General features: G+C 56.6%; 24 protein-coding genes. 8 read left to right on the top strand and 16 right to left on the bottom strand.

The genetic code is table 11. The annotated features are described in order from the left end of the window. Window positions 1–68: 68 nt before the first annotated feature. Window positions 69–302: a DUF2554 family protein gene (locus O1722_RS12245; RefSeq protein ID WP_015570548.1), complete on the top strand. Its 234-nt coding sequence runs from the start codon at window positions 69–71 to the stop codon at window positions 300–302. On the opposite strand, the gene O1722_RS12250 is transcribed toward O1722_RS12245, so the two are convergent. Further along, complete coding sequence (locus O1722_RS12250; RefSeq protein ID WP_015570549.1) at window positions 299–2,263, bottom strand: peptidase U32 family protein; 1,965 nt, start codon at window positions 2,261–2,263, stop codon at window positions 299–301. The two genes, O1722_RS12245 and O1722_RS12250, sit on opposite strands and share 4 nt — an antisense overlap. An 80-nt stretch (window positions 2,264–2,343) precedes the next feature. Further along, on the bottom strand, window positions 2,344–2,871 hold the full coding sequence (locus O1722_RS12255; RefSeq protein ID WP_015570550.1) for a helix-turn-helix domain-containing protein: 528 nt from the start codon (window positions 2,869–2,871) through the stop codon (window positions 2,344–2,346). 92 nt (window positions 2,872–2,963) lie between these two features. On the opposite strand from O1722_RS12255, the gene O1722_RS12260 reads away from it, so the two are divergent. After that, window positions 2,964–4,130: a benzoate/H(+) symporter BenE family transporter gene (locus O1722_RS12260; protein WP_100151279.1), complete on the top strand. Its 1,167-nt coding sequence runs from the start codon at window positions 2,964–2,966 to the stop codon at window positions 4,128–4,130. Here the strand turns inward: O1722_RS12260 and O1722_RS12265 are convergent. Further along, window positions 4,110–4,982 (bottom strand): helix-turn-helix domain-containing protein, encoded by an 873-nt coding sequence (locus O1722_RS12265; RefSeq protein WP_006810606.1) that lies wholly within the window; start codon window positions 4,980–4,982, stop codon window positions 4,110–4,112. The two genes, O1722_RS12260 and O1722_RS12265, sit on opposite strands and share 21 nt — an antisense overlap. Window positions 4,983–5,156: 174 nt before the next feature. Here O1722_RS12265 and O1722_RS12270 point away from each other — a divergent pair, with 174 nt between their 5' ends. Then, window positions 5,157–6,053, top strand: coding sequence for a DMT family transporter (locus O1722_RS12270; RefSeq protein ID WP_479954297.1), 897 nt, complete (start codon window positions 5,157–5,159; stop codon window positions 6,051–6,053). A 34-nt stretch (window positions 6,054–6,087) separates the two neighbouring features. Here the strand turns inward: O1722_RS12270 and O1722_RS12275 are convergent, their stop codons facing one another. Continuing rightward, the gene (locus O1722_RS12275; RefSeq protein WP_015570552.1) at window positions 6,088–6,762 is read right to left on the bottom strand and encodes a DUF3313 domain-containing protein; all 675 of its coding nucleotides are present in this window, start codon (window positions 6,760–6,762) and stop codon (window positions 6,088–6,090) included. A gap of 134 nt (window positions 6,763–6,896) precedes the next feature. Continuing rightward, window positions 6,897–8,492 carry an ABC transporter substrate-binding protein gene (locus O1722_RS12280; protein ID WP_017693443.1) on the bottom strand — a complete coding sequence of 532 codons (1,596 nt, stop codon included), beginning with the start codon at window positions 8,490–8,492 and terminating at the stop codon, window positions 6,897–6,899. A 111-nt stretch (window positions 8,493–8,603) separates the two neighbouring features. Between O1722_RS12280 and pepT the strand changes: the two genes are divergently transcribed. Then, a complete protein-coding gene (pepT, locus tag O1722_RS12285) occupies window positions 8,604–9,833 on the top strand; it encodes a peptidase T (protein ID WP_015570554.1) in 1,230 nt (409 codons plus the stop codon). On the opposite strand, the gene tehB is transcribed toward pepT, so the two are convergent. After that, entirely contained in the window at window positions 9,830–10,423 is a 594-nt protein-coding gene (tehB, locus tag O1722_RS12290; RefSeq protein ID WP_015570555.1) for a tellurite resistance methyltransferase TehB, read from the bottom strand. The two genes, pepT and tehB, sit on opposite strands and share 4 nt — an antisense overlap. Further along, entirely contained in the window at window positions 10,423–11,418 is a 996-nt protein-coding gene (gene tehA / locus O1722_RS12295) for a dicarboxylate transporter/tellurite-resistance protein TehA (protein ID WP_033487936.1), read from the bottom strand. Before tehA ends, tehB begins: the two co-directional genes overlap by 1 nt. Window positions 11,419–11,539: 121 nt before the next feature. Here tehA and ydcK point away from each other — a divergent pair, with 121 nt between their 5' ends. Beyond that, the gene (gene ydcK / locus O1722_RS12300; RefSeq protein WP_015570557.1) at window positions 11,540–12,520 is read left to right on the top strand and encodes a YdcK family protein; all 981 of its coding nucleotides are present in this window, start codon (window positions 11,540–11,542) and stop codon (window positions 12,518–12,520) included. Here the strand turns inward: ydcK and rimL are convergent. The 4 genes from rimL to O1722_RS12320 form a co-directional block, all read right to left on the bottom strand. After that, window positions 12,515–13,054: a 50S ribosomal protein L7/L12-serine acetyltransferase gene (gene rimL, locus O1722_RS12305; protein WP_032653529.1), complete on the bottom strand. Its 540-nt coding sequence runs from the start codon at window positions 13,052–13,054 to the stop codon at window positions 12,515–12,517. The two genes, ydcK and rimL, sit on opposite strands and share 6 nt — an antisense overlap. A gap of 95 nt (window positions 13,055–13,149) precedes the next feature. Further along, the gene (locus O1722_RS12310; RefSeq protein WP_017384001.1) at window positions 13,150–14,805 is read right to left on the bottom strand and encodes a glucan biosynthesis protein D; all 1,656 of its coding nucleotides are present in this window, start codon (window positions 14,803–14,805) and stop codon (window positions 13,150–13,152) included. A gap of 230 nt (window positions 14,806–15,035) precedes the next feature. Further along, entirely contained in the window at window positions 15,036–15,809 is a 774-nt protein-coding gene (locus tag O1722_RS12315; RefSeq protein WP_003857237.1) for an ABC transporter substrate-binding protein, read from the bottom strand. A 10-nt stretch (window positions 15,810–15,819) separates the two neighbouring features. Beyond that, window positions 15,820–16,989 (bottom strand): pyridoxal phosphate-dependent aminotransferase, encoded by a 1,170-nt coding sequence (locus tag O1722_RS12320; protein ID WP_033487935.1) that lies wholly within the window; start codon window positions 16,987–16,989, stop codon window positions 15,820–15,822. A 113-nt stretch (window positions 16,990–17,102) separates the two neighbouring features. Here O1722_RS12320 and O1722_RS12325 point away from each other — a divergent pair, with 113 nt between their 5' ends. Further along, window positions 17,103–17,945 (top strand): LysR family transcriptional regulator, encoded by an 843-nt coding sequence (locus O1722_RS12325; RefSeq protein WP_015570561.1) that lies wholly within the window; start codon window positions 17,103–17,105, stop codon window positions 17,943–17,945. Here O1722_RS12325 and O1722_RS12330 read toward each other — a convergent pair. Both O1722_RS12330 and hglS read right to left on the bottom strand, forming a co-directional pair. After that, on the bottom strand, window positions 17,932–19,437 hold the full coding sequence (locus O1722_RS12330) for a carboxylesterase/lipase family protein (protein ID WP_033487934.1): 1,506 nt from the start codon (window positions 19,435–19,437) through the stop codon (window positions 17,932–17,934). The two genes, O1722_RS12325 and O1722_RS12330, sit on opposite strands and share 14 nt — an antisense overlap. A gap of 42 nt (window positions 19,438–19,479) precedes the next feature. Then, complete coding sequence (hglS, locus tag O1722_RS12335; RefSeq protein WP_370941426.1) at window positions 19,480–20,823, bottom strand: 2-oxoadipate dioxygenase/decarboxylase HglS; 1,344 nt, start codon at window positions 20,821–20,823, stop codon at window positions 19,480–19,482. A 227-nt stretch (window positions 20,824–21,050) separates the two neighbouring features. On the opposite strand from hglS, the gene O1722_RS12340 reads away from it, so the two are divergent. Then, a complete protein-coding gene (locus tag O1722_RS12340; protein WP_015570563.1) occupies window positions 21,051–21,974 on the top strand; it encodes a LysR substrate-binding domain-containing protein in 924 nt (307 codons plus the stop codon). 41 nt (window positions 21,975–22,015) lie between these two features. Here the strand turns inward: O1722_RS12340 and O1722_RS12345 are convergent, their stop codons facing one another. The 3 genes from O1722_RS12345 to O1722_RS12355 all read right to left on the bottom strand — a co-directional run bounded on the left by O1722_RS12345 (window position 22,016) and on the right by O1722_RS12355 (window position 25,293). Beyond that, window positions 22,016–23,707 (bottom strand): methyl-accepting chemotaxis protein, encoded by a 1,692-nt coding sequence (locus tag O1722_RS12345; RefSeq protein WP_032648265.1) that lies wholly within the window; start codon window positions 23,705–23,707, stop codon window positions 22,016–22,018. 159 nt (window positions 23,708–23,866) lie between these two features. Continuing rightward, window positions 23,867–24,985 (bottom strand): S-(hydroxymethyl)glutathione dehydrogenase/class III alcohol dehydrogenase, encoded by a 1,119-nt coding sequence (locus O1722_RS12350; RefSeq protein ID WP_033487933.1) that lies wholly within the window; start codon window positions 24,983–24,985, stop codon window positions 23,867–23,869. 32 nt (window positions 24,986–25,017) lie between these two features. Continuing rightward, window positions 25,018–25,293, bottom strand: a complete 276-nt coding sequence (locus tag O1722_RS12355; RefSeq protein WP_032104106.1) for a metal/formaldehyde-sensitive transcriptional repressor — start codon at window positions 25,291–25,293, stop codon at window positions 25,018–25,020. A gap of 607 nt (window positions 25,294–25,900) precedes the next feature. Between O1722_RS12355 and O1722_RS12360 the strand changes: the two genes are divergently transcribed. Next, window positions 25,901–26,212 carry a hypothetical protein gene (locus O1722_RS12360; RefSeq protein ID WP_033487932.1) on the top strand — a complete coding sequence of 104 codons (312 nt, stop codon included), beginning with the start codon at window positions 25,901–25,903 and terminating at the stop codon, window positions 26,210–26,212. The last annotated feature ends 37 nt before the right edge of the window (window positions 26,213–26,249 follow it).

A 26,249-nucleotide genomic window follows, 5' to 3' on the forward strand; every position in this document is an offset into this window, starting at 1 on the left:
AACAGTCGAATAATTACTCTATGAAATTATCCCTACGATGACCGTAGCGTATTTTCAGGGGATAAAGGATGTTCAGAAAAGAATTTTCGCTACTGCTGGTGATTAGCGCCCTGTTCTCAGGGCAGATTATGGCGGAGCACAAAGGGCATGAATTTGTGTATGTGAAAAACGCCGACCATCAGCTTCGTCATGAAGCTGACAGCGACGAGTTACGCAGCGCGGCTGAGGAGTCTGCGGAGGGGTTGCGCGAGCACCATGCCTGGCAGAAATCGCGCAAACCGGATACCCACTCTGCGGGTTAGCTGCCTTTACGCTTCGGCAGGGTCTTCATCAAATCGTCAGGGCTGACGGAGGCCACAATGCTTCCCGGCGGCGGCATTTTGAAGATGTGATTCTTCATCTTGCCGATAACGTGCATTTCACACGGACGGCAGTCAAACTTCAGCGTCAGCACTTCATCGCCATTCACCAGCTGCATCGGCGTCGCTTTCCAGCTTTTAATATTGCCTTTCGCCTGTTTCGGACAAAGGTTAAAGGCAAACCGCAGGCAGTGTTTGGTGATCATCACCGGCACATCGCCCTTCTCTTCATGCGCTTCATACGCGGCGTCAATCAGCTGCACGCCGTGACGATGGTAAAACGCACGCGCTTTGTGGTTGTAAACGTTCGCGAGGAACGAGAGATGCGTGTCCGGGTAGACCGGCGCAGGCACCGTTTCGGCCTTACGGCTGCCGCGCGGATAGTTTGCCAGCCGTGCTTCATCCAGCATCTCTGCCGTTTCACGGCGGAACTGGTTCAGCAGGCTGTTCGGCACGAACAGCGCGTCCGGCAGATTCACCTCAATATTGCGCGCGTAATAAATGGTCTGCCCCAGCTTCGCCACGCCATCCTTGAGGTTGCTAAGCGCTTTCTCCGCATTGTTCGCCACCTCGAACAGGCCATCGAGCGTATGCGTCACGCTGATACCGTCTTCGCAGGTCATGGTCAGGATCAGCTGCTCTTCCCAGCCCCCCAGCGCGATATCCACCGCAATGCGGCGCTCGCTGGAGGTCTTGAGCAAGGCCTGCTGCCAGTTGTGATCCAGGTTACGGTTAAGCGCCGCATTAGGACGGGCTTTATAGAGATCGGCAGGCATTTCGTTCGGCCAGACGCGATAGCGATTTTCGCCGGTTTTCTCCACCGTATTGGCGCGGAAACCCACTACTTCACGTTTGATCATCACGTTGAGACCATCGCCGTTCGCCAGCGGCTCTGTAACCTGAACGTCAAGATGATCTTTCGCCACTTTCAGCACTTCACCCACCGGTAAACCGATAAACTTCGGTGAATCGAACGCGCCAATATCCCCTTTACGGGCATTCACGAAATAGTCCGTGCTGCCGCGGTGGAAGGTCTTGTCCGTCGACGGAATAAAGAAATGCTCTGTACGACCGGCGGACGCGCGCGCCAGGTCACCGCGATCGTCGATGATGGCATCCAGCATCTGACGATAATGGGCGGTGATATTTTTCACGTAGCTCATGTCCTTATAGCGCCCTTCAATTTTGAAGGAGCGTACACCGGCATCGATCAGCGCGCCGAGGTTGGCCGTCTGATCGTTATCTTTCATCGACAGCAGGTGTTTTTCGAATGCCACCACGCGGCCCTGATCGTCTTTCAGGGTATAAGGCAGACGGCAGGCCTGAGAGCAGTCGCCCCGGTTAGCGCTGCGCCCCGTCTGGGCGTGAGAGATATTACACTGCCCGGAATACGCCACACACAGCGCACCGTGGATAAAGAATTCAATGGTCGCGTCGGTCGCCTGGTGGATATCGCGGATCTGGTTCAGGTTCAGCTCGCGCGCCAGAACAATCTGCGTAAACCCGACGTCCGAAAGAAACTTCGCCTTCTCAACGGTGCGGATATCGCACTGGGTGCTGGCATGCAGCTCAATCGGCGGGATATCCAGTTCCAGAACGCCCATATCCTGAACGATCAGGGCGTCAACGCCGGTCTGGTAGAGATCGGTAATAAGACGCTGCGCGGGCTCAAGCTCATCATCATGAAGAATGGTGTTCAGGGTCACGAACACCTTCGCCCCGAAACGGTGGGCGAACGGGACCAGCTCGGCAATGTCGCGCAGGCTGTTGCTGGCGTTATGACGGGCACCGAAGCCAGGGCCGCCAATGTAGACGGCATCTGCTCCGTGAAGAATGGCTTCACGGGCAATGGCGGCGTCGCGGGCCGGGCTTAGCAGTTCAAGATGATGGGAGTGCAGGCGCATACTTCGTCGTTATCCGTTATGGTCAAAATGGCGGCTATTGTAGTCAGAAGTCTGTGCCAGTGAAACCGTTTTGCGACGCTTTAGCGGGGATAATGGATCAGAGAGTGAAAATGCACCGTCCGGGCGCTGCTGTTGCGGTACGCGTGCGGTTTATCGCCGGCAAAACGCACGCCGGAATCAGCGTATAGCGTGCGCCAGACACCGTCAATCTGCATGTCCAGCTCACCGCTTATCACCACCACATGCTCGATCACCCCGGCTTCGTGCGGCGTGGACTCACTCAGCGCGCCGGGCGACAGGGTGATGGAGAAATGGTCGAACTTAAGCTGTTCATCCCAGGGGAAAAGCGGTTTCACCACCATCGCCTGCTGCTGCGGATCGAACACCGCCTGCGGTTCGCTCTCTGGAGTGATAAACGCCGAAAAAGGTACGTTCAGCCCGGTGGCGATTTTCCACAAAGTAGAGACCGTCGGGCTGGACTCATTGCGTTCGATTTGCCCAAGCATCGCTTTCGACACGCCCGTCTCTTCCGCCAGTTTCGACAGGCTCCAGCCCCGCGCCTGACGCAGCGCTTTCAGTGTGGTTGCCAGGTGTTGAGTGATATCCATAGTTCCTCCCGTTGCGGCAAAGCATACCACTTGTACGCTATAGCGCACAGTGATACCTTATCCCGGACGTTATAACGCACAACGGAGTATCCATGCGATCGACTGCCTCTCTCTTTCCTGCCGTGCTGGCCGGTTTTGTTGCCGTGCTGGTGGGCTATGCCAGCTCTGCCGCCATTATCTGGCAGGCGGCTGCGGCGGCTGGCGCCAGTACACAGCAAATCGCAGGATGGATGACCGCGCTGGGGCTCGGGATGGGGATTAGCACGCTGGCATTGTCGTGGTGGTATAAAGCCCCTGTGCTGACCGCCTGGTCGACTCCCGGCGCGGCGCTGCTCGCCACCAGCCTGCAAGGCGTGACGCTGGCGGAAACCATCGGGGTATTTATATTTGCGAATGCGCTGATTCTGCTGTGCGGCGTCACCGGCCTGTTTGCCCGGTTGATGAAACTGATCCCGCACTCGCTTGCCGCCGCTATGCTGGCGGGCGTGCTGTTACAGTTTGGCCTGAAGGCATTCAGCAATCTTGAGGGACACATTTTTCTTTGCGGCAGTATGCTGGCCGCCTGGCTGGTGGCCAAAGCCGTAGCGCCCCGTTACGCCATTGTCGCCACGCTGCTGGTGGGAATCCTCGTGGCATGGGCCGTAGGTGACGTTGTCACGGACAGGATGACGTTATCAGTCATCATGCCGGAATTCATTGCCCCTGCGTTCACCATCACCAGCCTGCTCAGCATCGGCTTACCCTTCTTCCTGGTGACCATGGCGTCGCAGAATGCGCCCGGCTTCGCCACCATGCAGGCATCGGGCTATCCGCTGGCGGTCTCACCGCTGATCGTTGCCACCGGCGGGCTGGCACTGCTGTTGTCCCCCTTCGGCGTTTATTCTATATGCATCGCCGCCATCACTGCCGCCATCTGCCAGAGCCCGGACGCCCATCCGGATGCCAGTAAACGCTGGCTGGCCGCGGCGGCGGCAGGCGGGTTTTATCTGCTGGCGGGGGTGTTCGGCGGGTCGATTTCCGGCCTGATGGCCGCCCTGCCGCTGAGCGGCATCCAGACGCTGGCCGGGCTGGCCCTGCTCGGCACTATCAGCGGGAGTTTGTATCAGGCACTGAACCATGAAGCAGAACGCGACGCGGCGATCGTTACCTTCCTGATGACCGCCAGCGGCGTCACGCTCCTGGGAATTGGCTCCGCCTTCTGGGGGCTGGTGCTGGGAGGGATCTGTTACACCGTCTTCTCACGCCTTCGCCGCGCGTAGCTGTGACGGCGTGATGCCGGTCATGCTGCGAAAACGGTTACTGAAATGGCTGGCGGAGTTAAATCCACAGGCCAGCGCGATGTCGGTGAGCGGCGTGGTCGTGTGCTGCACCAGCGCTTTGGCCTTCTCCATGCGGCGCTGCATAACGTACTGATGCGGCGCCAGCCCCATCGACTGGCGGAACATCCGCGCAAAGTGATACTCGCTGAGTGCGGCCTGGCCCGCCAGTTCCGCCAGGGTTAAGGGTTGCGCCAGGTTTTCCTCGATAAAGGCCAGCACGTTGCGCAGCACAAACGGTGATAACCCGCCGGTCACTACCGGCAGCTTCCACTGTACGCTGGAGTAGTGCTGGACCAAATGCGTCAGCAATAAGGTCGACGCGGTGCTCAGGGTGAGCTGATTGGCGTTTTGCTGCCAGTCGCAGCCGAGCAAAAACTGGCGATAAAGGGCGGTGATTTTCGGATCGCTGCCGAAGATTTTTTCCTCCAGCGTCAGCGATAGCGGTCGTTTATCCCAGATTTTCTCCCCCACGTCCCGCAGGTGTTCATCGGTGCAGTAGAGGTGCACAAACGACAGGTCGTCACGAATATCCCACGTGGATTCGCTCTCTTCCGGCATCAGACAAAAACGGTCCGGCCCGCCGCCATTTTTCCAGCCACCCGGCGTTTTTTGATAGCTTTCATAGCCATCCGCCACGTACAGGCTAAGGGTGTGATGGTTGCTTTTCACCGTGATCGTGTCGTGCTTGTTGTACCACGCCGCCAGTTGAATGCCAGTATTGAGCGCGACGGTTTCCCGCAGCACTGCATTTTGTTGGCGTAACGTTTCAAAGGTGTCGTAAACGAGAGACATGGCCGTAAACAGGTGATTAATCAGACTGTCAGTCTAAGAAGTGTTGCAGCCTGTTACCAGCCATTGTGCGAGAAAAAAGCGCAAGAATTTGCAAGTCCGGCGCAAGGCGATGAAAGCCGGACCACCCTTCTTTCGCCACACTGTCGTTTTTCGCGGTATGAGAAGAGAGACACCATGAACGCATTACTCTATGGGCTGGTCGTTGTGATCTGGGGCACGACCTGGATCGCCATTTTTTTACAACAGGGGCCGGTTGCAGCGCCGGTCTCCATTTTCTGGCGCTTCGCCGTGGCCAGCGCCACGATGATGATGGTCCTGGTCGCCCTTCGCCGCCTGCGCAGGCTGGCGCTGCGGGATCATCTCTACTGCATCCTTCAGGGCTGCTGCGTTTTCTGTTTCAACTTCTGGTGCTTTTACACCGCCGCCGCCCATATCAATACCGGCCTTGAGTCGGTGATTTTCTCGATGGCCGTGCTGTATAACGCCATCAACAGCTTTATCTTCTTCGGCCAGCGCCCACCCGCACGCTTCTGGACGGCGGCAGAGCTGGGGCTTATCGGGATCATTACCCTTTTCTGGAACGATCTGCTCGCCAGCGGCTGGAGCGCGTCGTTGCTTACGGGCATCGGGCTTTCCGCCCTCGGCACCTACGGCTTCTCGCTGGGGAATATGATCAGCATGCGTCATCAGCGAAACGGGCTGGAAACCATGACAACCAACGCCTGGGCGATGCTGTATGGCACCGTCGTGATGGGCCTTATCGCGCTCTTCAGGGGCGATAGCTTTATGCCGGAATGGACGGTGAGCTATATGGGGGCGCTGCTCTATCTTGCGCTGTTTGGCTCGGTGATTGCCTTCGGCGCCTACTTTACGCTGGTAGGCCGCATTGGTCCCGGTAAAGCCGCGTACAGCACCCTGCTGTTCCCGCTGGTGGCGCTGTCGATTTCAACGGTGTACGAGGGTTACGTGTGGCATCTCAATGGGATCGTCGGCCTGCTGTTGATTCTGGGGGGAAATATGGTGATGTTTACGAAGCCGGAAACCTGGTTCCGCCGCCTGCGGACGGCATAAAAAAACGGCCTGCGAAAATGCAGGCCATTTTTTATTATTTTGTTGTCTGATGGACATCAAACATGGTGGCATCCGTCGCCATATCATCCACAACCTGCTTCAGGGTGCCGAAGCCCATTGGCGTATTCTCGTTCGCCAGCTCTTTCCCTTCACCCTTACGAACAACCTTAATCACTGGTTTGTTCGTGGCCGCATCGATTAACTCACCTTCGAAGAACAGATGCGTATCCATGGTACGATGGCCCGTTGCCATCTGCGTACCCGCAACCAGCAGCGCCACAGGCACCACTTCATAGAACTGCAAACCTTCTTTGTCTGAGCTCACACCCGTGATGGCGCCGCGGAAGATCAGGCTATGTTTGCCCGGCGTCGTCACAATCGGCTTACGCTGGCCAATCGCGGTTTTCAGTTTGGTATTGGTATAATTCAACAGCTCATCAAGCGTTTTTTGCCCAAGCTGAGTGGTCGGTTTTGGCGTCGGATAATAGGTTATCGGCGTCCAGATAATGCTGTCGTAATTCGCCTCATTATAGGACGGGTCAACCCAACGCAGGGTTGGCTTCCCGGTTGCAGATTTCATCTCCTGCAAGCCGGAGTAATCTTTTAAAAAGCCTGAATATTGATCGGGGGCTGCGACTTTTGACGCACAGCCGGAAAGGGCCAACAGACCAGAAAGCACTGCAACTTTAAAAAAAGTGTGAGTACGCATGATGGTATTCCATGTTATCTGCAAGTATGCACTTGAAGTTATAACAAAAAACCGGGCGATGTGTTGTGGCAAAAAATGACGAAGACAGCACAAATAGCGAAAAAACTGCCCGACCGAAACCGGGCAGTGAAAAATTACTCCTTCAGGTCCACTTGCCAGAACAGGTGCTTGCCGAAAGGATCGATTTCATAGCCCGTGACCTCTTTACGGACTGGCTCAAAAATCGTCGAGTGGGCAATCATTACCGCCGGCATTTGATCGTGCATCATCTGCTGCGCCTGCTTGTACAGCGCCACGCGTTTTTCGCGATCGGTTATCGATTTAGCTTCGGCAATCAGGTTATCAAACGGCTTATAGCACCATTTGGCCGAGTTCGACCCGCCGTTGGCGGACGTACAGGTAAACAGCGGGCCGAAGAAGTTATCCGGATCGCCCGTCGCCGTTGTCCAGCCCATCAGTGCGGCCTGATGCTCCCCGCCCTTCACGCGCTTCAGGTATTCGCCCCATTCGTAGGTCACGATTTTGGTCTGCACGCCCACTTTCGCCCAGTCCGCCTGGATCATCTCCGCCATACGCTTCGCGTTCGGGTTATACGGCCGCTGCACGGGCATGGCCCATAGATCGATGCTTACGCCGTTGGCAAATCCCGCCTCCTTTAGCAGCGCTTTCGCTTTTTCTGGATCGTAATCGTAGTCTTTCAGCTCGCTGTCGGCACTCCAGACGCCAGGCGGCAGCAGGTTTTTCGCCGCCGTTCCGGTGCCGTGGAACACCGCCTCAATGATGGCGGGTTTGTTAATCGCCATCGCCAGCGCCTGGCGCACTTTTACGTTATCCAGCGGCGGCTTTTGCGTGTTAAACGCCAGGAAACCGGTATTCAGACCGGCCTTGCTCATCAGGTTGATGTCTTTGTTAGCCTTCATACGCGGCAGGTCCGCCGGGTTCGGGAACGGCATCACCTGGCACTCATTCTTCTCGACTTTGGCAAAACGCACCGAGGCGTCCGGCGTGATGGTGAACACCAGACGATCCAGCTTCGATTTTCCCTGCCAGTAGTCAGGGAAAGCGGTGAAGAGGATGCGGGAATCCTTCTGATATTGCGCCAGCTTAAACGGCCCGGTGCCAATCGGCTGCATATCGACCTTTTCTGGCGTGCCCGCTTTCAGCATGGCATCGGCATACTCCGCCGACAGAATGGAGGCAAAGTACCACGCCAGATCAGCGACAAACGGCGCTTCCGGATGCGCCAGGGTGAAGCGCACGGTGCGATCGTCAACTTTATCAATGGCGGTAATCAGGCTGCCGAACTCCAGACTTTCGAAGTTGGAATAACTGCCGTTGGAGACGTTATGGTAGGGATGATTCACATCCTTCTGGCGCATAAACGAAAAAATCACGTCGTCCGCGTTGAAGTCGCGCGTCGGCGTGAACAGCTTATTACTGTGGAATTTCACCCCTTTGCGCAGGTGGAAGGTGTAGATCTTGCCATCCTCGCTTACCTCCCAGCTTTCCGCCAGGCTCGGCACCAGTTCGGTAGTGCCCGGTTTGAAATCGACCAGACGGTTATAAACCGGTACGGCGCTGGCGTCCACGCTGGTCCCCGACGTATAGAGCTGAGGATTGAAATTTTCCGGCGATCCTTCGGAGCAATACACCAGCGTTTTTGCCGCGACGGTGGAACTGACCGTCAGCGCAGCAAGCGCCAGCGTTATCATTGTGAATGTGCTTTTCATCATTTATTCCTGTCTTTTTAATTCGACGGCTAATTACTTCTTTTGCCATTTCATAAATAACATTAAAGTGATGGCGCAAACACATGAAAAATAAATACAGAAGGAAACACTATGGGCTCAGAACTCTCCAGACAATTAACCCAACGCTTTTTCCGCTATCTCGCCATCACCAGCCAGAGCGACCCGAAAGTCAAAACCCTGCCCTCCACCCCGGGCCAGCACGACATGGCGCGGGAGCTGGCGAAGGAGCTGGAAACGCTGGGGTTAGACGATATTGTGATAGATGAGTTCGCCACCGTTACCGCCGTGAAAAAAGGCAATGTTCCCGGCGCGCCGCGGATTGGTTTTATTACCCATATCGACACCGTCGACGTCGGTTTATCCCCGGATATTCATCCACAAATATTAACGTTTACGGGGGATGATCTCTGCCTGAATAAAGAGAAAGATATTTGGCTGCGCGTAAATGAGCACCCGGAAATTCTGGCTTATCCTGATGAGGAGATTATTTTCAGCGACGGAACCAGCGTATTAGGCGCAGATAATAAAGCGGCCGTCACCGTGGTCATGACGGTGCTGGAAAACCTCACCGCTGAACATAAGCATGGCGATATTGTGGTGGCGTTTGTGCCCGATGAAGAGATTGGCCTGTGTGGCGCGAAAGCGCTGGATTTGAAGCGCTTCGACGTCGATTTTGCCTGGACCATCGACTGCTGCGAGCTGGGGGAGATTGTTTACGAGAACTTTAACGCGGCGGCGGCTGAAATTCGCTTTACCGGCGTCACGGCTCACCCGATGTCCGCCAAAGGGGTGCTGGTCAATCCGCTGCTGATGGCAACGGATTTCATCAGCCATTTCGATCGCCGGCAAACCCCGGAATGCACCGAGGGGCGCGAAGGTTATATCTGGTTTAACGGCATCCAGGCCGGGCAGAACGAAGCGATACTGAAAGCCAATATTCGTGATTTTGACAAAGATGGTTTCGCCGCCCGCAAGCAGCACATTGCCGATGTGGCGGCGCAAATAGCCGCGCAGCATCCCACGGCAAACGTGGAATACCGCATTGAGGATACCTACAGCAATATCAGCAATGCGATTGGCGAAGACCGCCGCGCGATCGACCTGATGTTCGAGGCGATGGAGTCGCTCGGCATCACCCCAAAACCGATCCCCATGCGCGGTGGCACGGATGGAGCGGCCCTGTCAGCCAAAGGCCTGCTCACCCCGAACTTCTTCACCGGCGCCCATAACTTCCACTCGAAGTTTGAGTTTTTACCGCTGTCGTCGTTCGAGGCCTCCTGTCGCACTGCCCTGCAACTCTGTCTGCTGGCGGCGCGTTAAGCGGGCTTGCGTGCGAGCATGGTAGCGAAGCGCAGCTTGATACGGTTCCCGTTGGCATCGGTACGGTGGAGTTCCCCTACCTCTTCGTTGTACTTGATCAGCTCCCAGCCTTCGTAGTAGTTGCTCAGTTCACCGGTTTTGAAGGCAAACGGGAAGCCGACTGTGCACGGATAATCCTCCGTATCCATGGCAGCAACGATCAGGTTATAGCCGCCTGGTCTGGTGCAACGCTGCATATTGGCGATAAGACCAGGGATGGTATTCGCTTCGAGGAACATCAACACGACGGTGGAAAGAATAAAGTCGTATTCGCCGTCAAAGGTCAGGTTGTTCAGATCCTTAATCGCCGTTTCCAGATTCGCGATCCCTTCCGCCGCCTTAATGCGCTCGATGTTATCGATGCTCATCGGGTTTTTATCCCACGCCGTCACGTCATAGCCGTTAGCCGCGAGGTAGAGGCTGTTGCGGCCATTTCCGCAACCCAGATCGAGCGTTTTACCGGGCTTAACAATGTCCGCGCTGAGCAGCACCTCTGAGTGCGTGCGGGTCAGCCCATATTTCTCAGTAAAGTAGTTTTCATCGACAGTCATTATTTTTCCTCAGATTGCATAAGCAGTGCCTTATCAGCGCGCACCAGAAGTTTGCCCTGCATCAGCAAGATAAAAGTACGGACCAGCAGCATCGCGATGATGACGTTGGTGAAAATAAACAGGGGAACCGCGAGGGCATGAAAGAACCCTGACGGACTGCTCTGCCCCAGATGTAAACCGGTGGTCGCCAGCGCCGACACCCCGAACGAGAAGCTCCAGAACGACGCGTTAAACGGCTGCGACAGATACCACGGCATCAGACGCAGCATAAACAGGAGTTGCAACAGGCCATAGCCGAAAAGCATTTTGGCGAAGGTGTCCGCTTCGCCGCCGTTGACGCTAAACCAGGCGCTACAGGCCACCAGGGCAGGCGCAAGCTGGATCCCGAGCGAGGTACGAAGGGCAGCGGGCAGTTCGCCCGCGCTGCGCAGGCGTTGCAAAATGACCGGCTCCAGGCTCAGCCAGGAAAAGACCCCGGCACCAAGGAACACCAGCCCCGCGTCGTGGAAGCCTAGCGCACCGCAGGCCATCGCGCTGATAAAATTGTTCGCTACCGTCGGCAGATACAGTCCCGGCGTCGTGGCCTCTTCCGGATGCTTGCCGCGCCACAGCCCGGCGCTTTGCCAGGCGGCATACGCAAGCTGGATCACCACGCCCACGCTAAACAACCCCAGCGCCAGCGGGCGATACCACGGCACAAAGCCGATGGCCACCAGCAGCGTTGTGGCAGGAAACAGGCTGACAAAACTGCTCATTACCGGATGCCGCATCTCGGCCAGCACGCTATGTGGAAACCGTACCGCACGGGTAAGAAACGCCACGCCTAGAAGGAACCAGATCGCCACCGCCAGCGCCACCAGGATCTCGCCCGGCCAGCGCGTCACCGGCCAGATGGTGCCGGCGTAACGCCAGGCGAACCCCATGCCTATGGTCCCGAGGACCATACCGAAATACCCGGCGGGCAAGTTAAGAACGCGTTGGTTTTGGTTATGCATTTTTTTTAAAGTTTAAAATGTATTTTAAATGCCATTTTAAGGGGTTTACTGAGCGGACGCCAGCACTTCGAAAAACCAAAACTTTGCTACGTTTATTGAAAGGCTTTTCAGGGATAACACGATGACAAAATATCGGCTTAGCAATGAAACGCGTCTCTGGCGCTGGCAGGACGGATCAACGCCGTGCACAACGCCTCTCAGACAAATTATTGCCGTGAAGGATTTTAACGATGTGACCAGCGGGACTAAAGGCGGTTGGGTTGAGGATGAACACGCGCTCGCCCAGGACGGGGATTGCTGGGTTTACGATGAAAACAGCGTGGTATTTGCCGGGGCCAGAATATCCGGTAACGCCCGCCTCACCCAACCCTGCATCGTAAGCCACCGCGCACACGTTGGCGGCAACGGCTGGCTTGACGCGGCAGAGGTGAGTCATGGGGCGGCAATAAGTGACAACGTCACCATTCAGCACTCCACCGTACGCGGGGAATGCCGTATCGCGGGTGACGCGCGGGTGCTGCATAACAGCCTGGTGATTGCAGCCAAAGGGCTGACACCCGACCGTGAGCAGATCCTGCAAATCTATGACAGAGCCACGGTCAGCCAGTCGCGTATTGTGCATCAGGCGCAAATCTACGGCGATGCCATGGTGACCTGGGCCTTTGTTGAGCACCGCGCCGAGGTGTTCGATCGCGCCATTATTGAGGGCAACGCGCTGAATAACGTCTGGGTGTGCGACTGCGCCAAAGTGTACGGCAACGCCCGTCTGCTGGCCGGTCTGGAGGATGATGCCATCCCGACCGTGCGGTACAGTTCACAGGTCGCGGAAAACGCCCTCGTCGAAGGCAACTGCGTCATTAAACACCACGTATTAATAGGCGGCGAGGCGTGGTTACGCGGCGGGCCGATCCTGATTGATGACAAAGTGGTCATTCAGGGGCGGGCGCGTATCAGCGGCGATGTCCTGATTGAGCATCAGGTGGAAATAACGGACGATGCGGTTATCGAGGCGCTGGAGGGTGAAAGCATTCACGTCCGGGGAGCCAAAGTGATCAACGGCGACACGCGGATCACCCGGACGCCGCTGCTGGGGGCGCTATAGCGGGAAAATTCTGGCGTACAGGTTCACGTCATCGTAGCGACCGTTGAGCATTTCCGCTTCCCGCAAACAACCTTCCAGCGTGAAACCGTTGCGCTGCGCCACCCGGTTACTGCTCTGGTTATCCACGCGACACTTGATCACAAAACGGCGGATCTCGCCGCGCTCAACGTAATAGCGCATAAACGCCTGGAGCGCCTGAGAAAGAATACCCTGCCCCTGATGCGCCTCGTCAAGCCAGTAGCCGATATACCCGGCCTTATTCGCAGGCTCGATCGCGTTGAAGGAGAGCACGCCCACCAATTCGTCATTCATAAAAATCAGGAACATTTTGGCGTAACCGCGCTGGTGCAACATCTGGTTGCTCTGCACGTTGCGGCGCGTGTCCTCTTCGCTGCCGACATGCTGCGCCCAGTCAAAGGCGGTTTGCAGCCAGGTTTTGTTTTTGATTACGAGGTTATGCAGATCGGTGGTATAGCGCTCTTCGACGGCGCGAAGCTCGATTTCCTGGTTAACGGGGATGATTTCTGAAGACATGGTGCCTCTTAATTGCCGGGTGGCGCTAACGCTTACCCGGCCTACAAATGCGTCAAGAGCAGGCCGGGTCGCCACCCGGCACAGACCCATAAGGACTAGCGCATGATCCGGTCGTCAACGTAGTTACGTTTGTCCGGCGCGGGCGGGAAATACTGATACAGCCAGGTCTCGCTGATGGCATCGCCCTGACAGCGCAGGAACAGGCGCATATCCACCGGCTCGGTGGAGTCAGAGGTTGGATACCAGTCAAACAGAATGCGATACCCGTCGAACGGTTCGACATAGAGTATCTCCACCTGCTTCGCTTCACCGCTGGACAGGGTGATCACCGGCTCAATGCCCTTCGGTGCGGCGGCCTTCAGATCGCCCCCGACGAAATCAATGGCAAAGCGACGGGCCCACACTTTCGGGTAATTTTCACCCGGCGCCCAGCCCTCCGGGAAGCCTCCCATACCGGTACGGGTGGCGTAGACGTTTGCCAGCGGGGAACGCACCGGCGGCTGCGCGCTCCAGTAGAGACGGTATTTGAAGTCCAGCTCATCACCCGCCTGCACCGGTTTCTCTGGCTGCCAGAAGCAGACCACGTTATCGAGCGTCTCGCCGGTTGTCGGGATCTCCATCAGGGCAATGGAACCTTTCCCCCAGTTGTTGCGCGGCTCGACCCACAGGCTTGGTCGCTTGTTATACCAGCCCATGACGTCCTGGTAATGAGAGAAGTCACGGTCAAGCTGCAACAAACCAAAACCCTTCGGGTTTTTATCCAGGTAGGCGTTAAATTGCAGCTTTTGCGGGTTGTTCAGCGGCCGGCAGATCCACTCCCCGTTACCGCGCCACATCGCCAGGCGGTCTGAATCGTGGATCTGCGGATGAATGGTGTCGCACATGCGGCGTTCGTTGTTGCCGCAGCTAAACATGCTGGTCATTGGCGAGATGCCGAGCTGCTTGATGTCTTTGCGCGCATAGAGATGGTTTTCGACGTCCATGATCACCTGGCTCTTCTCACAGTGGATCACAAACTTATAGGCACCGGTAATGCTCGGGCTGTCCAGCAGCGCATAGACGGTAAAGGTGGTATCACCCGGCTTCACGGTTTCAAACCAGAAGGAGGTGAAATCCGGGAACTCTTCCGGGGTGTCGGTAAAGGTATCCACCGCCAGACCACGCGCAGAGAGGCCGTACTGGTAGGTATCATCCACCGCGCGGAAGTAGCTCGCGCCCAGGAACGAAACGATATCGCGTCGCGCCAGCTCCGGCGCTTTAAAGACGCGGAATCCGGCGAAGCCGAGGTCGCTCTGCCCTTCAAGCTGGCGGGTATCCACGCCCGTATCGCCGTAGCTGAACAGCTCAGGCCGGAAGTGGATCTCACGCGCCTGAGAGGTGGTTTGATCCAGCGAGAACATGCGCACGCGGCGGCGGAACCCCATCCCCATATGGAAGAACTGGGCGTCCAGCTGACGGCCTTCAATGTTATTCCACAACGACTGCTTCTCATCGTAACGGATGGCGTTGTACGCCTGCGGCGTCATGGTGGCCAGCGTTTCCGGCAGCGGACGCGGCGCACCGCCCCACGCGGTTTTCGCCAGATCGTGCGCCATGGATTGCAGAACAGAGAAGTCAAAGCGACGGCTCTGACCGTCGGCAATGTCGGAGTCAGCAGCATACGCCGCCTGGGAAAACAGAGAAGCAAGGCCAGAAGTGCCGCTCAGGGCAGCCATTGCCAGGGAACCTTTGAGAAAACGTCTGCGATTCATGCCTGAGAAAACGTCCTTATGGTCGTGTGAATGAGTTTCGCGCGCAGCGAAATGACGGCAAGAAAGAACGCACAGCCTAAACAAAAACGGTTAAGAATCCAATTGTTGGCGGGTGATTATCTGAACAAACCGAGAAATATTTTCTGTCGACCAGAACGGCCTGAAAAAGGGGTAAAGTTATGTATAAAAGAGTCCCGGCTGGACATCAACAGCCGGGACCAACGAGGCGGTTATTTTACGCTGACATCGATACCCGGGAAGTACTTATCAGCCAGTTTAGCGATCGTGCCATCGGCACGTACTTTATCAATTGCGGCATCAAGCTGCTTTTTGGTGGCCTCATCCCCCTTACGCAGCCCAAAGCCGATCCCACTGCCGAGGATGGTGTCGTCCGACACCGGTTTGCCGATAAAGCCAAACCCTTTACCCTGCGGCTTACTGAGGAAACCTGCCTGCCCGGCCGCTGACATGACCAGCGAGGCATCGATGCGGCCATTCAGCAGATCTCCCCAGGCCATATTCTGATCTTTATAAGACACCACGGTGACACCGTGCTTTTCCCAGTGCTCTTTGGCGTAAGTTTCCTGAATTGAACCCTGAAGAACGCCGATGGTTTTGCCCTTCAGCCCTTCGGGGGTAGCCTCTACCGCAGAACCGGCTTTGCCCACCAGCTGGGAGGGAATGCGATAGATGGGCTGGGTGAAATCAATGCTTTTGCGACGCTGTTCGGTGATGTTCATCGCCGAGTTTATGGCGTCGAACTTTTTCGCCACCAGACCGGGGATCAACGCATCAAACGAGGTTTCAACCCAGCTGCACTTCAGCGCGGCGGCTTTACAGATGGCATTTCCCAGCTCTACGTCAAACCCTTCCAGCTCCCCTGACGCATTGCGGCTTTCAAACGGCGGATATTCCGCTTCCAGCCCGTATCGCAACTCGGTAGCGGCAAACGACGAGAATGAACACAACAGTCCCATGCCGACAACTAACGCGCGTAATTTCATTTCAAATTCCTTAACGTGGTGTAACCCGACAAAGGGCCTGGGCACCTGCCCGTAACGTCGCCTCATCTTTCGCAAAAGAGAGACGGATTAACTTATTGTCCGTGCCATCGGCATAAAACGCCGACAGCGGAATGGTGGCAACCCCGTACTCGACAATCAGCCTTTTCACCATCTCGCTGTCGCGCTCGTCGCTAAAGCCGCTGTAATCCGCCAGCAGGAAGAACGAACCGGCACTTGGTAGCAGCCTGAACGGTGAGTCGGCGAGCAAACTTTGCAGCAGATCGCGCTTGCGCTGATAAAACGCCGCCAGCGACAGCCAGGTTTGCGGATCGGTCATGTGTTCGGCAAACGCGTACTGCATCGGCGTATCGGCCGAGAACATTAAAAATTGATGGACTTTACATATCTCATCCATCAGCTCCGCGGGCGCCACACAATAACCCACGCGCCAGCCGGTGACGTGATAGGTTTTTCCGAAAGAAGAAATAATCACGCTGCGCTCCGCCAGCTGCGGGTGCGTCGCCATTCCGTGGTGCGGTTCGCCATCAAAAACGACGTGCTCGTACACTTCGTCAGACAAAATGATGATGTCGGTGTGGCGCGTCAGCGCTGCCAGCTGGTGCAGATCGGCGGCTGAAAACACCTGCCCGCTCGGGTTGTGCGGCGTATTGACGATGATCATCCGCGTGCGCGGGGTAATAGCCGCCCGTACTTCATCCCAGTTCACGGCAAAATCCGGTACCGTCAGCTTAATGGCGATCGGCGTCGCCCCTTGCAGACGCACAATCGGCGCATAGCTGTCAAAGGAGGGCTCGAAATAGATCACCTCATCCCCAGGATGAACCAGCCCGCTGATGGCTGAGTAAAGCCCTTCGCTGGCGCTGGCGGTCACCAGCACCTCACTCGCCGGGTCATAGCGTGTGCCATAGAGCGAGGCAATTTTGTCCGCAATGCGCTCCCTGAGCGGTTGCAGCCCGGTCATGGAGGCGTACTGGTTATGCCCTGCCTCCATGGCGCGGGTCACGCCGGTGATAAGTTTTGGGTCGCAGGAAAAATTCGGCGCACCCTGAGAAAGGTTGATGGCGTTATGCCGGGCTGAAAGCTGGCCGATAACGGTAAAAATGGTGGTTCCCACATCGGGCAATTTGGATCGTGTCTGCACCGGCGTTTTCAAAGTCATCCTCTGTCCCTTCTCGTGGTGAATGCATAACTATTCAAACAACAACTTCATTGCCGGGACAATCGAATTGTTGTCATAATAGCCATGACAAAAACGCATAGCTAAGGTGAGATATGTCGCGTCGATCATTTCCGCTCAATGCCGTAGAGACATTTATCGTGACCGCGCGTCACCTGAATCTAACCCATGCCGCCAGGGAGCTTTGTCTGACGCAGGGGGCGGTAAGCCGCAAAATCGCTTCGCTGGAAAGCTGGTTCGGCTTCCCGCTGTTCGAGCGCCATGCGCGCGGCCTGCGTCTCTCCTCTCAGGGAAGCGCCCTGCTGCCGGAGCTGCAATCTGCGTTTGAGCACCTGCTGAACGTTGCTGAACAGGCACGAACGCACCAGACCGTTATTCGTCTGAAAGCGCCTACCTGCGCGATGCGCTGGCTGGTGCCGCGGCTGCTACAGGTGGAGCGCGAACAGCCGGAACTCCAGATTGCGCTGACCACCACCACCGATCATAACGTCAATTTCAAAACCGAATCCTGTGACGCGGCGATTGTGTTTGGGACACACATGAGCGCCGGCGATCTGCTGTTCGAAGAGGCCTTAACCCCGGTGATGAGCCCGGTACGGGCCGGTTCTGCGCTGGAAACTCTCACCTTCCTTCACCCCACGCGGGACAAAACGGACTGGACGCTGTGGCTGGCGAAACAGCCGGGTCCGCCGCCAGCTATGCTCAAAAATCAACACTTCGAAACCATGGATCTGGCCATTACCGCCGCCATTCAGGGGCTGGGCATCGCCATCGCGGATGAAACGCTGGTGGAGGAGGACGTGCGCGCCGGACGGCTGATGCGGCCTTTTGACACAAGCATAAAGACGGGGGCGAGCTACCGGCTGGTATTACGCGACGCACCCGGCCCGGAAAACGGGCTGGATGCGTTTCGCGCCTGTTTGCTCAGTCGAGGCTGACGTGGTGTTTCATCACCCGTTTGAAGAGGCTCATACGGGCACGCATAAAGCGGTTTTCAAGCCGAAAACCTGCATGTTTATTCACACCGATACGTAACAGCACGTCCCGCCCTTTCCGGCAGGCGGGCCAGCGCGTGGGCCCTGCCAGACTATCGCGTGCCCCCGCATCCCGGGCGAAGCTCACCCAGTAGTCCGCCACCTGAGCGGCGAAGGCCAGATCGCGTTCATTTACATACTGCCGCGAGGGTTCCACCTGTCCAAGGGTATCGAACACGTAGGGCACTTCGTTGCCGTGCCAGGCGCCGTTGATGTACGTCGCGTGCTCCGCTTCGGCCACATAATCAAACCAGTATCGCCAGCACAGGCCGCCCGCCCGCTGCTGCGCCTGCATCACCACGTATCCCATAGTGGTGAAGGCCATATCGCGGCATACCTGCCTGCCAAGTTCCTCATCGCCCTTCACGCCAGGATAAAGCAGCTTAATCAGCCCCAGGCCAAAGCGCCGCTCGCGGCGAAGCTTCTGGATCTGCCCGGCCAGATCGACCCCGAACACCGACATCACGCTGGCTTCGTCGCTGTTTGACCCAATCATCACCGGTACAGGATGCTGGCGGGCCGCGAAGAAAACGTCGAGCATGGCCTCAGGCAAAACGCAATCCCCCACGATGGGCGCAGGGGCGATATTCAGCGGCGAGGTCAGCGGCCAGAACGCCTCAGGCGGGATCGCGCGAAGCTGTTCAGCGGTGGCATTTTGCAGGCCGAAATGGGCGGCAATCGCTTCGCCTTTATGCATGGCCTGCCCGCGTGGGGTGTCGGGCAGCGTGTACCCGCTTTGCACAATGGCTTTATGGAACAGTCCTCGCGCAAGCGGAGAGGCCATCAGCGACAGCACGCTGCGCGCGCCGGCCGACTCGCCAAATACGGTGATGTTCTCAGGATCGCCGCCGAACGCGGCGATGTTATCGCGCACCCATTCCAGGGCCTGGATCTGATCGAGCAGCGCAAAGTTATGCACCACGCGCTCTTCTTCCCCCTCCAGCGCCGGATGGGCAAAAAAGCCGAGGTGTCCGAGACGGTAATTGATCGTCACCACCACCGCGCCGCGCTTCGCCAGCGCCCTGCCGTTATACGGAGGCAGCCCGCCAGCGCCGAGAGTAAAGCCCCCGCCGTGCAGCCAGACCATCACGGGAAGCGGCGCGGCGCGTGCAACTGGCGACCAGACGTTAAGGTAGAGGCAGTCTTCAGAGAACTGGCCGGGATCGCCGCCGCCCAGCTCCTGACAGCTTTCGCTGCTCTGCCAGCTGGAGGCGGAGAACGCCGTCGCCGGACGCACGCCATCCCAGCGCGCGGGGGGACGCGGGGAGCGCCAGCGCCACTGGCCTACGGGCGGTGCTGCATAGGGAATGCCGCACCACACGTGGGTATCGCCTTCAGTAAAACCAATCAGTGCGCCCTGGCGCGTTTCAACCACAGGGGCGGAGGGATTTTCCATACCAACCTTCTTTTTCCATCACACCCTTGCAGAGTAACGGTTTCAGAGCAAACCGCAACGCTGTTTGCTGCGCGCTTCCGCCCCCTCGTAAAGCGAAAACTCGTCGTACACCGCACAGCCGAGCGCGGCTTCGAAGGCATTGCGGCTGGCATTGCCGTGGCTGCGCGCCTGCGTTTCATTGCCAAGATTCGACTGGAAGATCCCCGCCGCACTGACGGGCAGAAAATCCTCGTAGGTGATGGGCTGTGCCACAACCCAGCCCCGTTCGATCAGCGGCTGCGGATCGTCGCCGGGACGAAATGCGTGGCGATGCGCCTCACCTGTCGGGGTCAGACGGTAGCGGAAATAAGCCAGCCGCTGACGGCGCAGGAACATTTCACTGTCCGGGAAGGCGCTGAAGATCTCGCGCAGGTGAAGCTGGTGGGTCAGGTTGTCTTTGCCGGTCCCGGCCTGATTTAACAGACTGTCGTACAGCTCGCGCCCTTTCGGCGTAAGGGCCACGCCGCGCTGCTCAATCTCACCGAAACGCGCGGTATGGGTGCCCTTGTGTTCTCCCGCGAAAAGCACCGGCTCCTCCAGCGCCTTAAAGCTGGTCTGGCGCAGGAGGATCGGCACCTCGCGGCGCGGCGGGCCTTCAATCAGAATTTTCGGCTCAATGCCGTACTTCGGCATTAGCTCCTGCACCCGGTCGATATCCAGCGTGCGCGGCGTGAGATGGTTGATATGGCACCCCGGGAAACAGACCACGTCGGCAATCAGGCGATGTTCGTTGCTCAGCGCCAGATAGGTTTCCTGATCGACCGTCGCATGGCGATGCCAGCGGAAGGTTTCCAGGGCTTCCTGCACAAATTCGCGCGCCTGTGCCTCAGTAAAGTGTCCCTGCGCATCATGCAGGTCGATCAGTTCCAGGCAGCGCGGCGTAAAGATGTTGCGCCGGGAGAGGATCTCCGCCGCCCTTTCGCGCAGCGCAACGTTTTCAATCAGCTCCAGGCGCAGCAACGAGGTAAAAATGCGAAACGGATTACGGCAGAGCGCCGCATCGTCTGTCGGACGAAACGCCGTCGAGTGGACGGGCACGCCCGCCTGGGAGAGATCGTAATAGCTGACCGGATACATGCCCATAATGGCGAAGATCCGGCGCAGGGTGGAAAGCTCCTGCGCGGTGCCAACGCGGATCGCACCGTGACGTTCAACATTCAGGCGCGCCAGTTCGTCTGCGTTTGCCAGTTGTTCATGTAAAAGTGGGTTATTTTCCAGAACCGCCAGGTTAACGTCCGCCACCAGTTCCAGCAAGGTGCCGTACTGCGGAACTTCCTGCTGGTACATCGCCGACATAGCCTGCGAAAAGTGTTCCCGAATATCATCAGCCGTGATGGTGTTCGCCATGATGTCATGCCTCCAGTGAATACTACCTGGAGTGTAGAGAAGCCCGTTCCTTTCGTTGGGAAGAATTTACGAATTGTGATCCAGGCAGACCAGTGGTCAAAGCGTGGGCATTTTCGAAAAACGGTTGTAACTCAAATAGATCAAATGTTAAAAATATTTTGCTATCAGGTTATCAAATTCAAACATCTTAACTTGTCACCCGCGTCGCTCTGTTTTTAACATCGCCTATGGAAAAAAATGGTCTGTTCAGTCAGCGCATACGCTTGCGCCATTTGCATACTTTTGTGGCCGTCGCTCAACAGGGAACGCTGGGGCGAGCGGCTGAAACCCTTAACCTCAGTCAGCCTGCACTATCCAAAACGCTGAACGAACTGGAACAGCTTACCGGAACCCGCCTGTTCGATCGCGGCCGTCTGGGCGCTCAGCTTACTCTTGTGGGTGAACAGTTCCTGACGCATGCCGTTAAAGTTCTCGATGCCCTCAATACCGCCGGTCAGGCGCTCAACCGCAAAGAGGAGTCGGCCAGCGACATCGTGCGCGTGGGCGCGCTGCCAACGGCGGCGCTGGGAATACTGCCTGCGGCGATCGGCCAGTTCCACCGTCAGCAAAAGCACGCCACGCTTCAGGTCGCGACCATGAATAACACCATGCTGCTGGCGGGCCTGAAGTCAGGCGAGCTGGATCTGGGCATTGGGCGGATGTCCGATCCGGAACTGATGAGCGGCCTGAATTACGAGCTGCTGTTCCTGGAATCGCTGAAGCTGGTCGTGCGTCCGAATCATCCCCTGTTGCAGGACACCGTGACCCTGAGCCGCGTGATGGAGTGGCCGGTGGTGGTCTCACCAAAAGGAACCGTTCCGCGTCAGAATGCGGAAGCGTTGCTGCAAATGCAGGGCTGCACGCTGCCTTCCGGGTGTATTGAAACGCTCTCGGCGTCGCTGTCGCGCCAGCTTACGGTGGATTACGACTACGTGTGGTTTGTGCCGTCCGGCGCGGTGAAGGACGATCTGCGACGCGGCGTGCTTACGGCGCTGCCGGTAACATCGCCCGGCGCGGGAGAACCGATTGGGATCCTGACGCGGGTAGATGCCCCGCTCTCTGAAGGCGCGCAAACGCTGTTAAGCGCCATTCGTAAATCAATGCCTCTCTGACCCTAAATGCAGAACCCGCCGCGAAGGCGGGTCTGTCTTACTCAGAACGTTTCCCAGTTATCACCTGAGACGGCCGCCGCCGGGGTTAAAGGCGCGGATTTCGCTGCGGTTGCAGGGGCTGTAGTCCGTCCAGCCCCTGCCCCGATGAGACGAAACGCGCCAACAGCCTCCGTCAGACGTGCGCCCTGCTCTTCCAGCGAGGCCGCCGCCGCAGAAGCTTCTTCCACCAGCGAGGCATTCTGCTGCGTCACCTTGTCCATCTCGGAAATCGCCTGGCTCACCTGAACAATGCCGCGGCTCTGCTCATCGGACGCCGCTGCAATCTCCAGCATAATATCGGTGACGCGTTTAACCGCCTCGACGATCTCATTCATGGTATTGCCCGCCGCAACCACTTCCCCGGAACCCTGATCGATAAGCGACACAGATTCATTAATCAGGCTTTCAATCTCTTTCGCCGCATTCGCGCTGCGGCTTGCCAGGGTGCGGACTTCACTCGCCACGACCGCAAAGCCGCGTCCCTGTTCACCCGCACGCGCCGCCTCGACCGCCGCGTTGAGCGCCAGAATATTGGTCTGGAACGCGATACTGTTAATCACGGCGGTAATTTCAGAGATCTTCTTCGAGCTGGTGGAAATATTACCCATGGTTTTCACCACGCCGGAGACCATCTGCCCCCCGCGGCTGGCCTTACCGGAGGCATCTTCTGCCAGTTTACTCGCATGATGCGCGTTATCGGCGTTCTGTTTCACCGTCGCGGTGAGCTGCTCCATGCTGGCCGCCGTCTGTTCAATCGCCGCCGCCTGCTGCTCGGTACGGGAAGAGAGATCGGTGTTACCCGCGGAGATCTCGCTGGTTCCACGATAGATCTCCTCCGCCCCTTGCCGCACGGTGCCCACGGTTGTCACCAGCGCGTGCTGCATCGTTTGCAGATCGCGCGTCAGGCGGCCAATTTCGCTGCGTCCGGTCGGTTCGTCCGGCATGGTCAAATCGCCTTTTGCGATATTTTCGATACGCGTAGCGGCTCGCTGGAGCGGGTTTATCACCGTACGGCGCAGCACCACAAAGGTGATCACCGCCAGCGCCAGCGCCAGGCCAAACGCGCCGAACATAAACATCAGCCCCAGCCGGGTGCGGGTGTGAGCCTGTGCCGTCAGCGCGTTGGCGCGTTCGGTGCGGATTTTTATCGCCTTCAGCAGCACCGCGTTATAGGCATCGTCCAGCGGACGCGCGGTCTCATTTTCGTGGTTAATAATGGCTTCAAACATGCCGTTTTTGGCATATTTCAGCATCGGCTGCATACCGGCGATGTAGGCGTCATAGCGGGCTTTCAGATCGCCATCAAGCGCTTCATCAGCCGGGGTACGAACGGTGCGCTTCATATAGGCGGCAAATCCATCCTGCGACTGCCTGATGCGGATCTCAGCCTCAGCGATGTTTTGTTTCATCGCCTCCATCTCCGCGATACGGCTGGCCGCACCCGCGTGGATCATGTTGATACGGGCGGTGCGTAAATGGTTGGAACTGTTTGACAGACCGGTGCGCACCTGGATTTCTGCCGTGACATCCTGCTGATCGTTATCGGCCTGGAGCAGGAAATAGCCTGCCAGACCTGAGCTCAATGCAAACAGGAGAATAATGCCACCGAGAATGGAGGAAAACAGCGGAACCAGCCGGATGTGATGCAAGAAACTCAGCTTAGGCTGCGCCTGCATCGATGTTGTGTTGTCCATGACCGTCGACTCTCTTATAGGTAAGATGCGTAATAACACGCCTGTAAAAGAGTCATCGGCACGCCAGGGAATTAAATTACGTCTAAAAGCGCCGGACAGGTCACACTTTAGAGAAGATCAGGGAAGAAATGCCAGCGGAAAAAACCGCTGGCAGAATAATCAGTTGTCGCCGAAATGGATAACGGTGCGAATGGATTTTCCTTCGTGCATCAGATCGAAGGCTTCGTTGATCTGCTCCAGCGGCAGGCGGTGCGTAATGAACGGATCAAGCTGAATTTTACCGACCATCGCATCTTCAACCATGCCCGGCAGCTGAGTACGGCCTTTCACGCCGCCAAATGCTGACCCGCGCCATACGCGCCCTGTCACCAGCTGGAAGGGACGGGTTTTGATCTCCTGACCCGCGCCGGCCACACCGATAATGATGCTCTCGCCCCAGCCTTTGTGGCAGCACTCCAGCGCTGAGCGCATTACGTTGACGTTGCCGATACATTCGAAGCTAAAGTCCACGCCGCCATCGGTCAGCTCCACGATCACGTCCTGAACCGGTTTGTCGTAGTCTTTCGGGTTGATGAAGTCGGTCGCCCCCATCTCACCTGCGAGCTTAAATTTCTCCGGGTTGGTATCCACAGCAATGATACGCCCAGCTTTCGCCTGTACCGCGCCCTGGATAACCGCCAGACCGATCCCGCCCAGGCCGAACACCGCCACGGTGTCCCCCTCTTTCACTTTCGCCGTGTTATGCACCGCGCCGATACCGGTGGTGACACCGCAGCCGAGCAGACAGACTTTATCCAGCGGGGCCTGCGGATTCACTTTCGCCAGTGAGATCTCGGCGCACACCGTGTATTCGCTGAAGGTGCTGGTACCCATGTAGTGATAAATGGGATCGCCGTTATAGGAGAAACGGGTGGTGCCGTCCGGCATAAGTCCTTTGCCCTGCGTGGCGCGCACGGCCTGGCAGAGGTTAGTTTTGCCGGATTTGCAGAACTTACACTCGCCGCACTCTGCGGTGTAGAGCGGGATCACATGGTCGCCGGGCTTCAGGCTGGTGACGCCTTCACCCACTTCCACCACCACACCGCCCCCTTCGTGGCCGAGCACCGCCGGGAATACGCCTTCCGGATCGTCACCGGACAGGGTAAACGCATCGGTATGGCAAACGCCGGTGTGGGTAATTTTGATCAGCACTTCGCCTTTCTTCGGCGGAGCAACATCAATTTCAACGATTTTCAGCGGCTGGCCTGGGCCGAACGCGACAGCTGCGCGAGATTTCATGATGTCTTTCCCTTGTTGTGAGGTGTGTGGGTTTATTTTAGATAAGAGCGCAGTAAATGGCCGACTTCCGCCATCCGCACTGCCCGCTGATCCGGGGTGGTCTCCCCCGTCACCAGCTCATCTTTGAGGTGAATTTCGACCATTTCCCCCATCAGACCATTGGCAGCGCCGCGCACGGCGGCAATTTGCTGCAAAATGGCGAGACAGGGATCGCCCGATTCCAGGGCGCGTTCAAGGGCATCAACCTGGCCCCGAATGCGGCGGACGCGGGTCATAATACGTTTTTTATCTTCGGGTGAATGCGGCATACGCCCTCCTGATACTATAGGGGGGTATTGTATCTGTTAATACGATTTTATGTAAACATGAAGTTTAGTGTGGGTTTTAAGTAGAGCCGTAGGTAATGTGAAAAATCAGCGTCTGGAGTTAATATTGGTGACTCGCTGATATACCAGAAGTGGGCAATCAGGTGCGTCATGAGCGAAAAGTAGATTGGATAAATCCATGGCAGACATGCACTGTCCCTTTAAAATTAACGTGTTGGTTGTTCTTGTTATTAAGTGTAATGCAAGTGTGGTACAGATGAAGTCATACAACGTCATTCTCCCTTAAAAATCCTACTTTTAAAGACTTGTGCAAGCACACTACCCCCCACTAAAGAATGTAGGTGTCATAAGAATACGAAAAAGAATAGACTAATACATGTTGGATATATTTATCTTTGATAACATTTAGCCTGTAATAAACAAAATAAGTCGGATACAGCATGTTCGGACAGAAAACATTGCTGAAACTGGTTCGGATCCGGTTTATCTAATAGAATTAGATATACACTCTGATAAATATTACTATCACAATTGGGTTTTACAAATTGAATTCGGATCACAACGCTTCATCATTAAGGAATGACTAAGTATGAAAAGAATTGTTCTCGCCTCTTTGGTTTTAGCTTTTTCGTTATCTGCTAACGCAAATCAATTAAGCATTGATGACCAAATTAATAATGCTTGCGCTAAGGCCTTAAGCGGTGACAAAGAACCTTTGGGTGACTTCCCGCCAGATAGTTATGCTGCAACAGTCAGTCCGAAAGTTAAAGATGCTTACAACAAAGTTTTAAAATCTCGGTCCTCTATTGTAAACGATCAGAGTTTACAGAATGCAACCAGTTGCGCCAACCTTGTTAGAGATAAACTGAAATCAAAAGGTGAGTACAAAGAAGAAAAATAATTGCCAGGGTGGAGAAACAGCATTTTTTGTGGAACTG

Source organism: Enterobacter cloacae complex sp. HYC003_NIDB, from assembly GCF_056673375.1.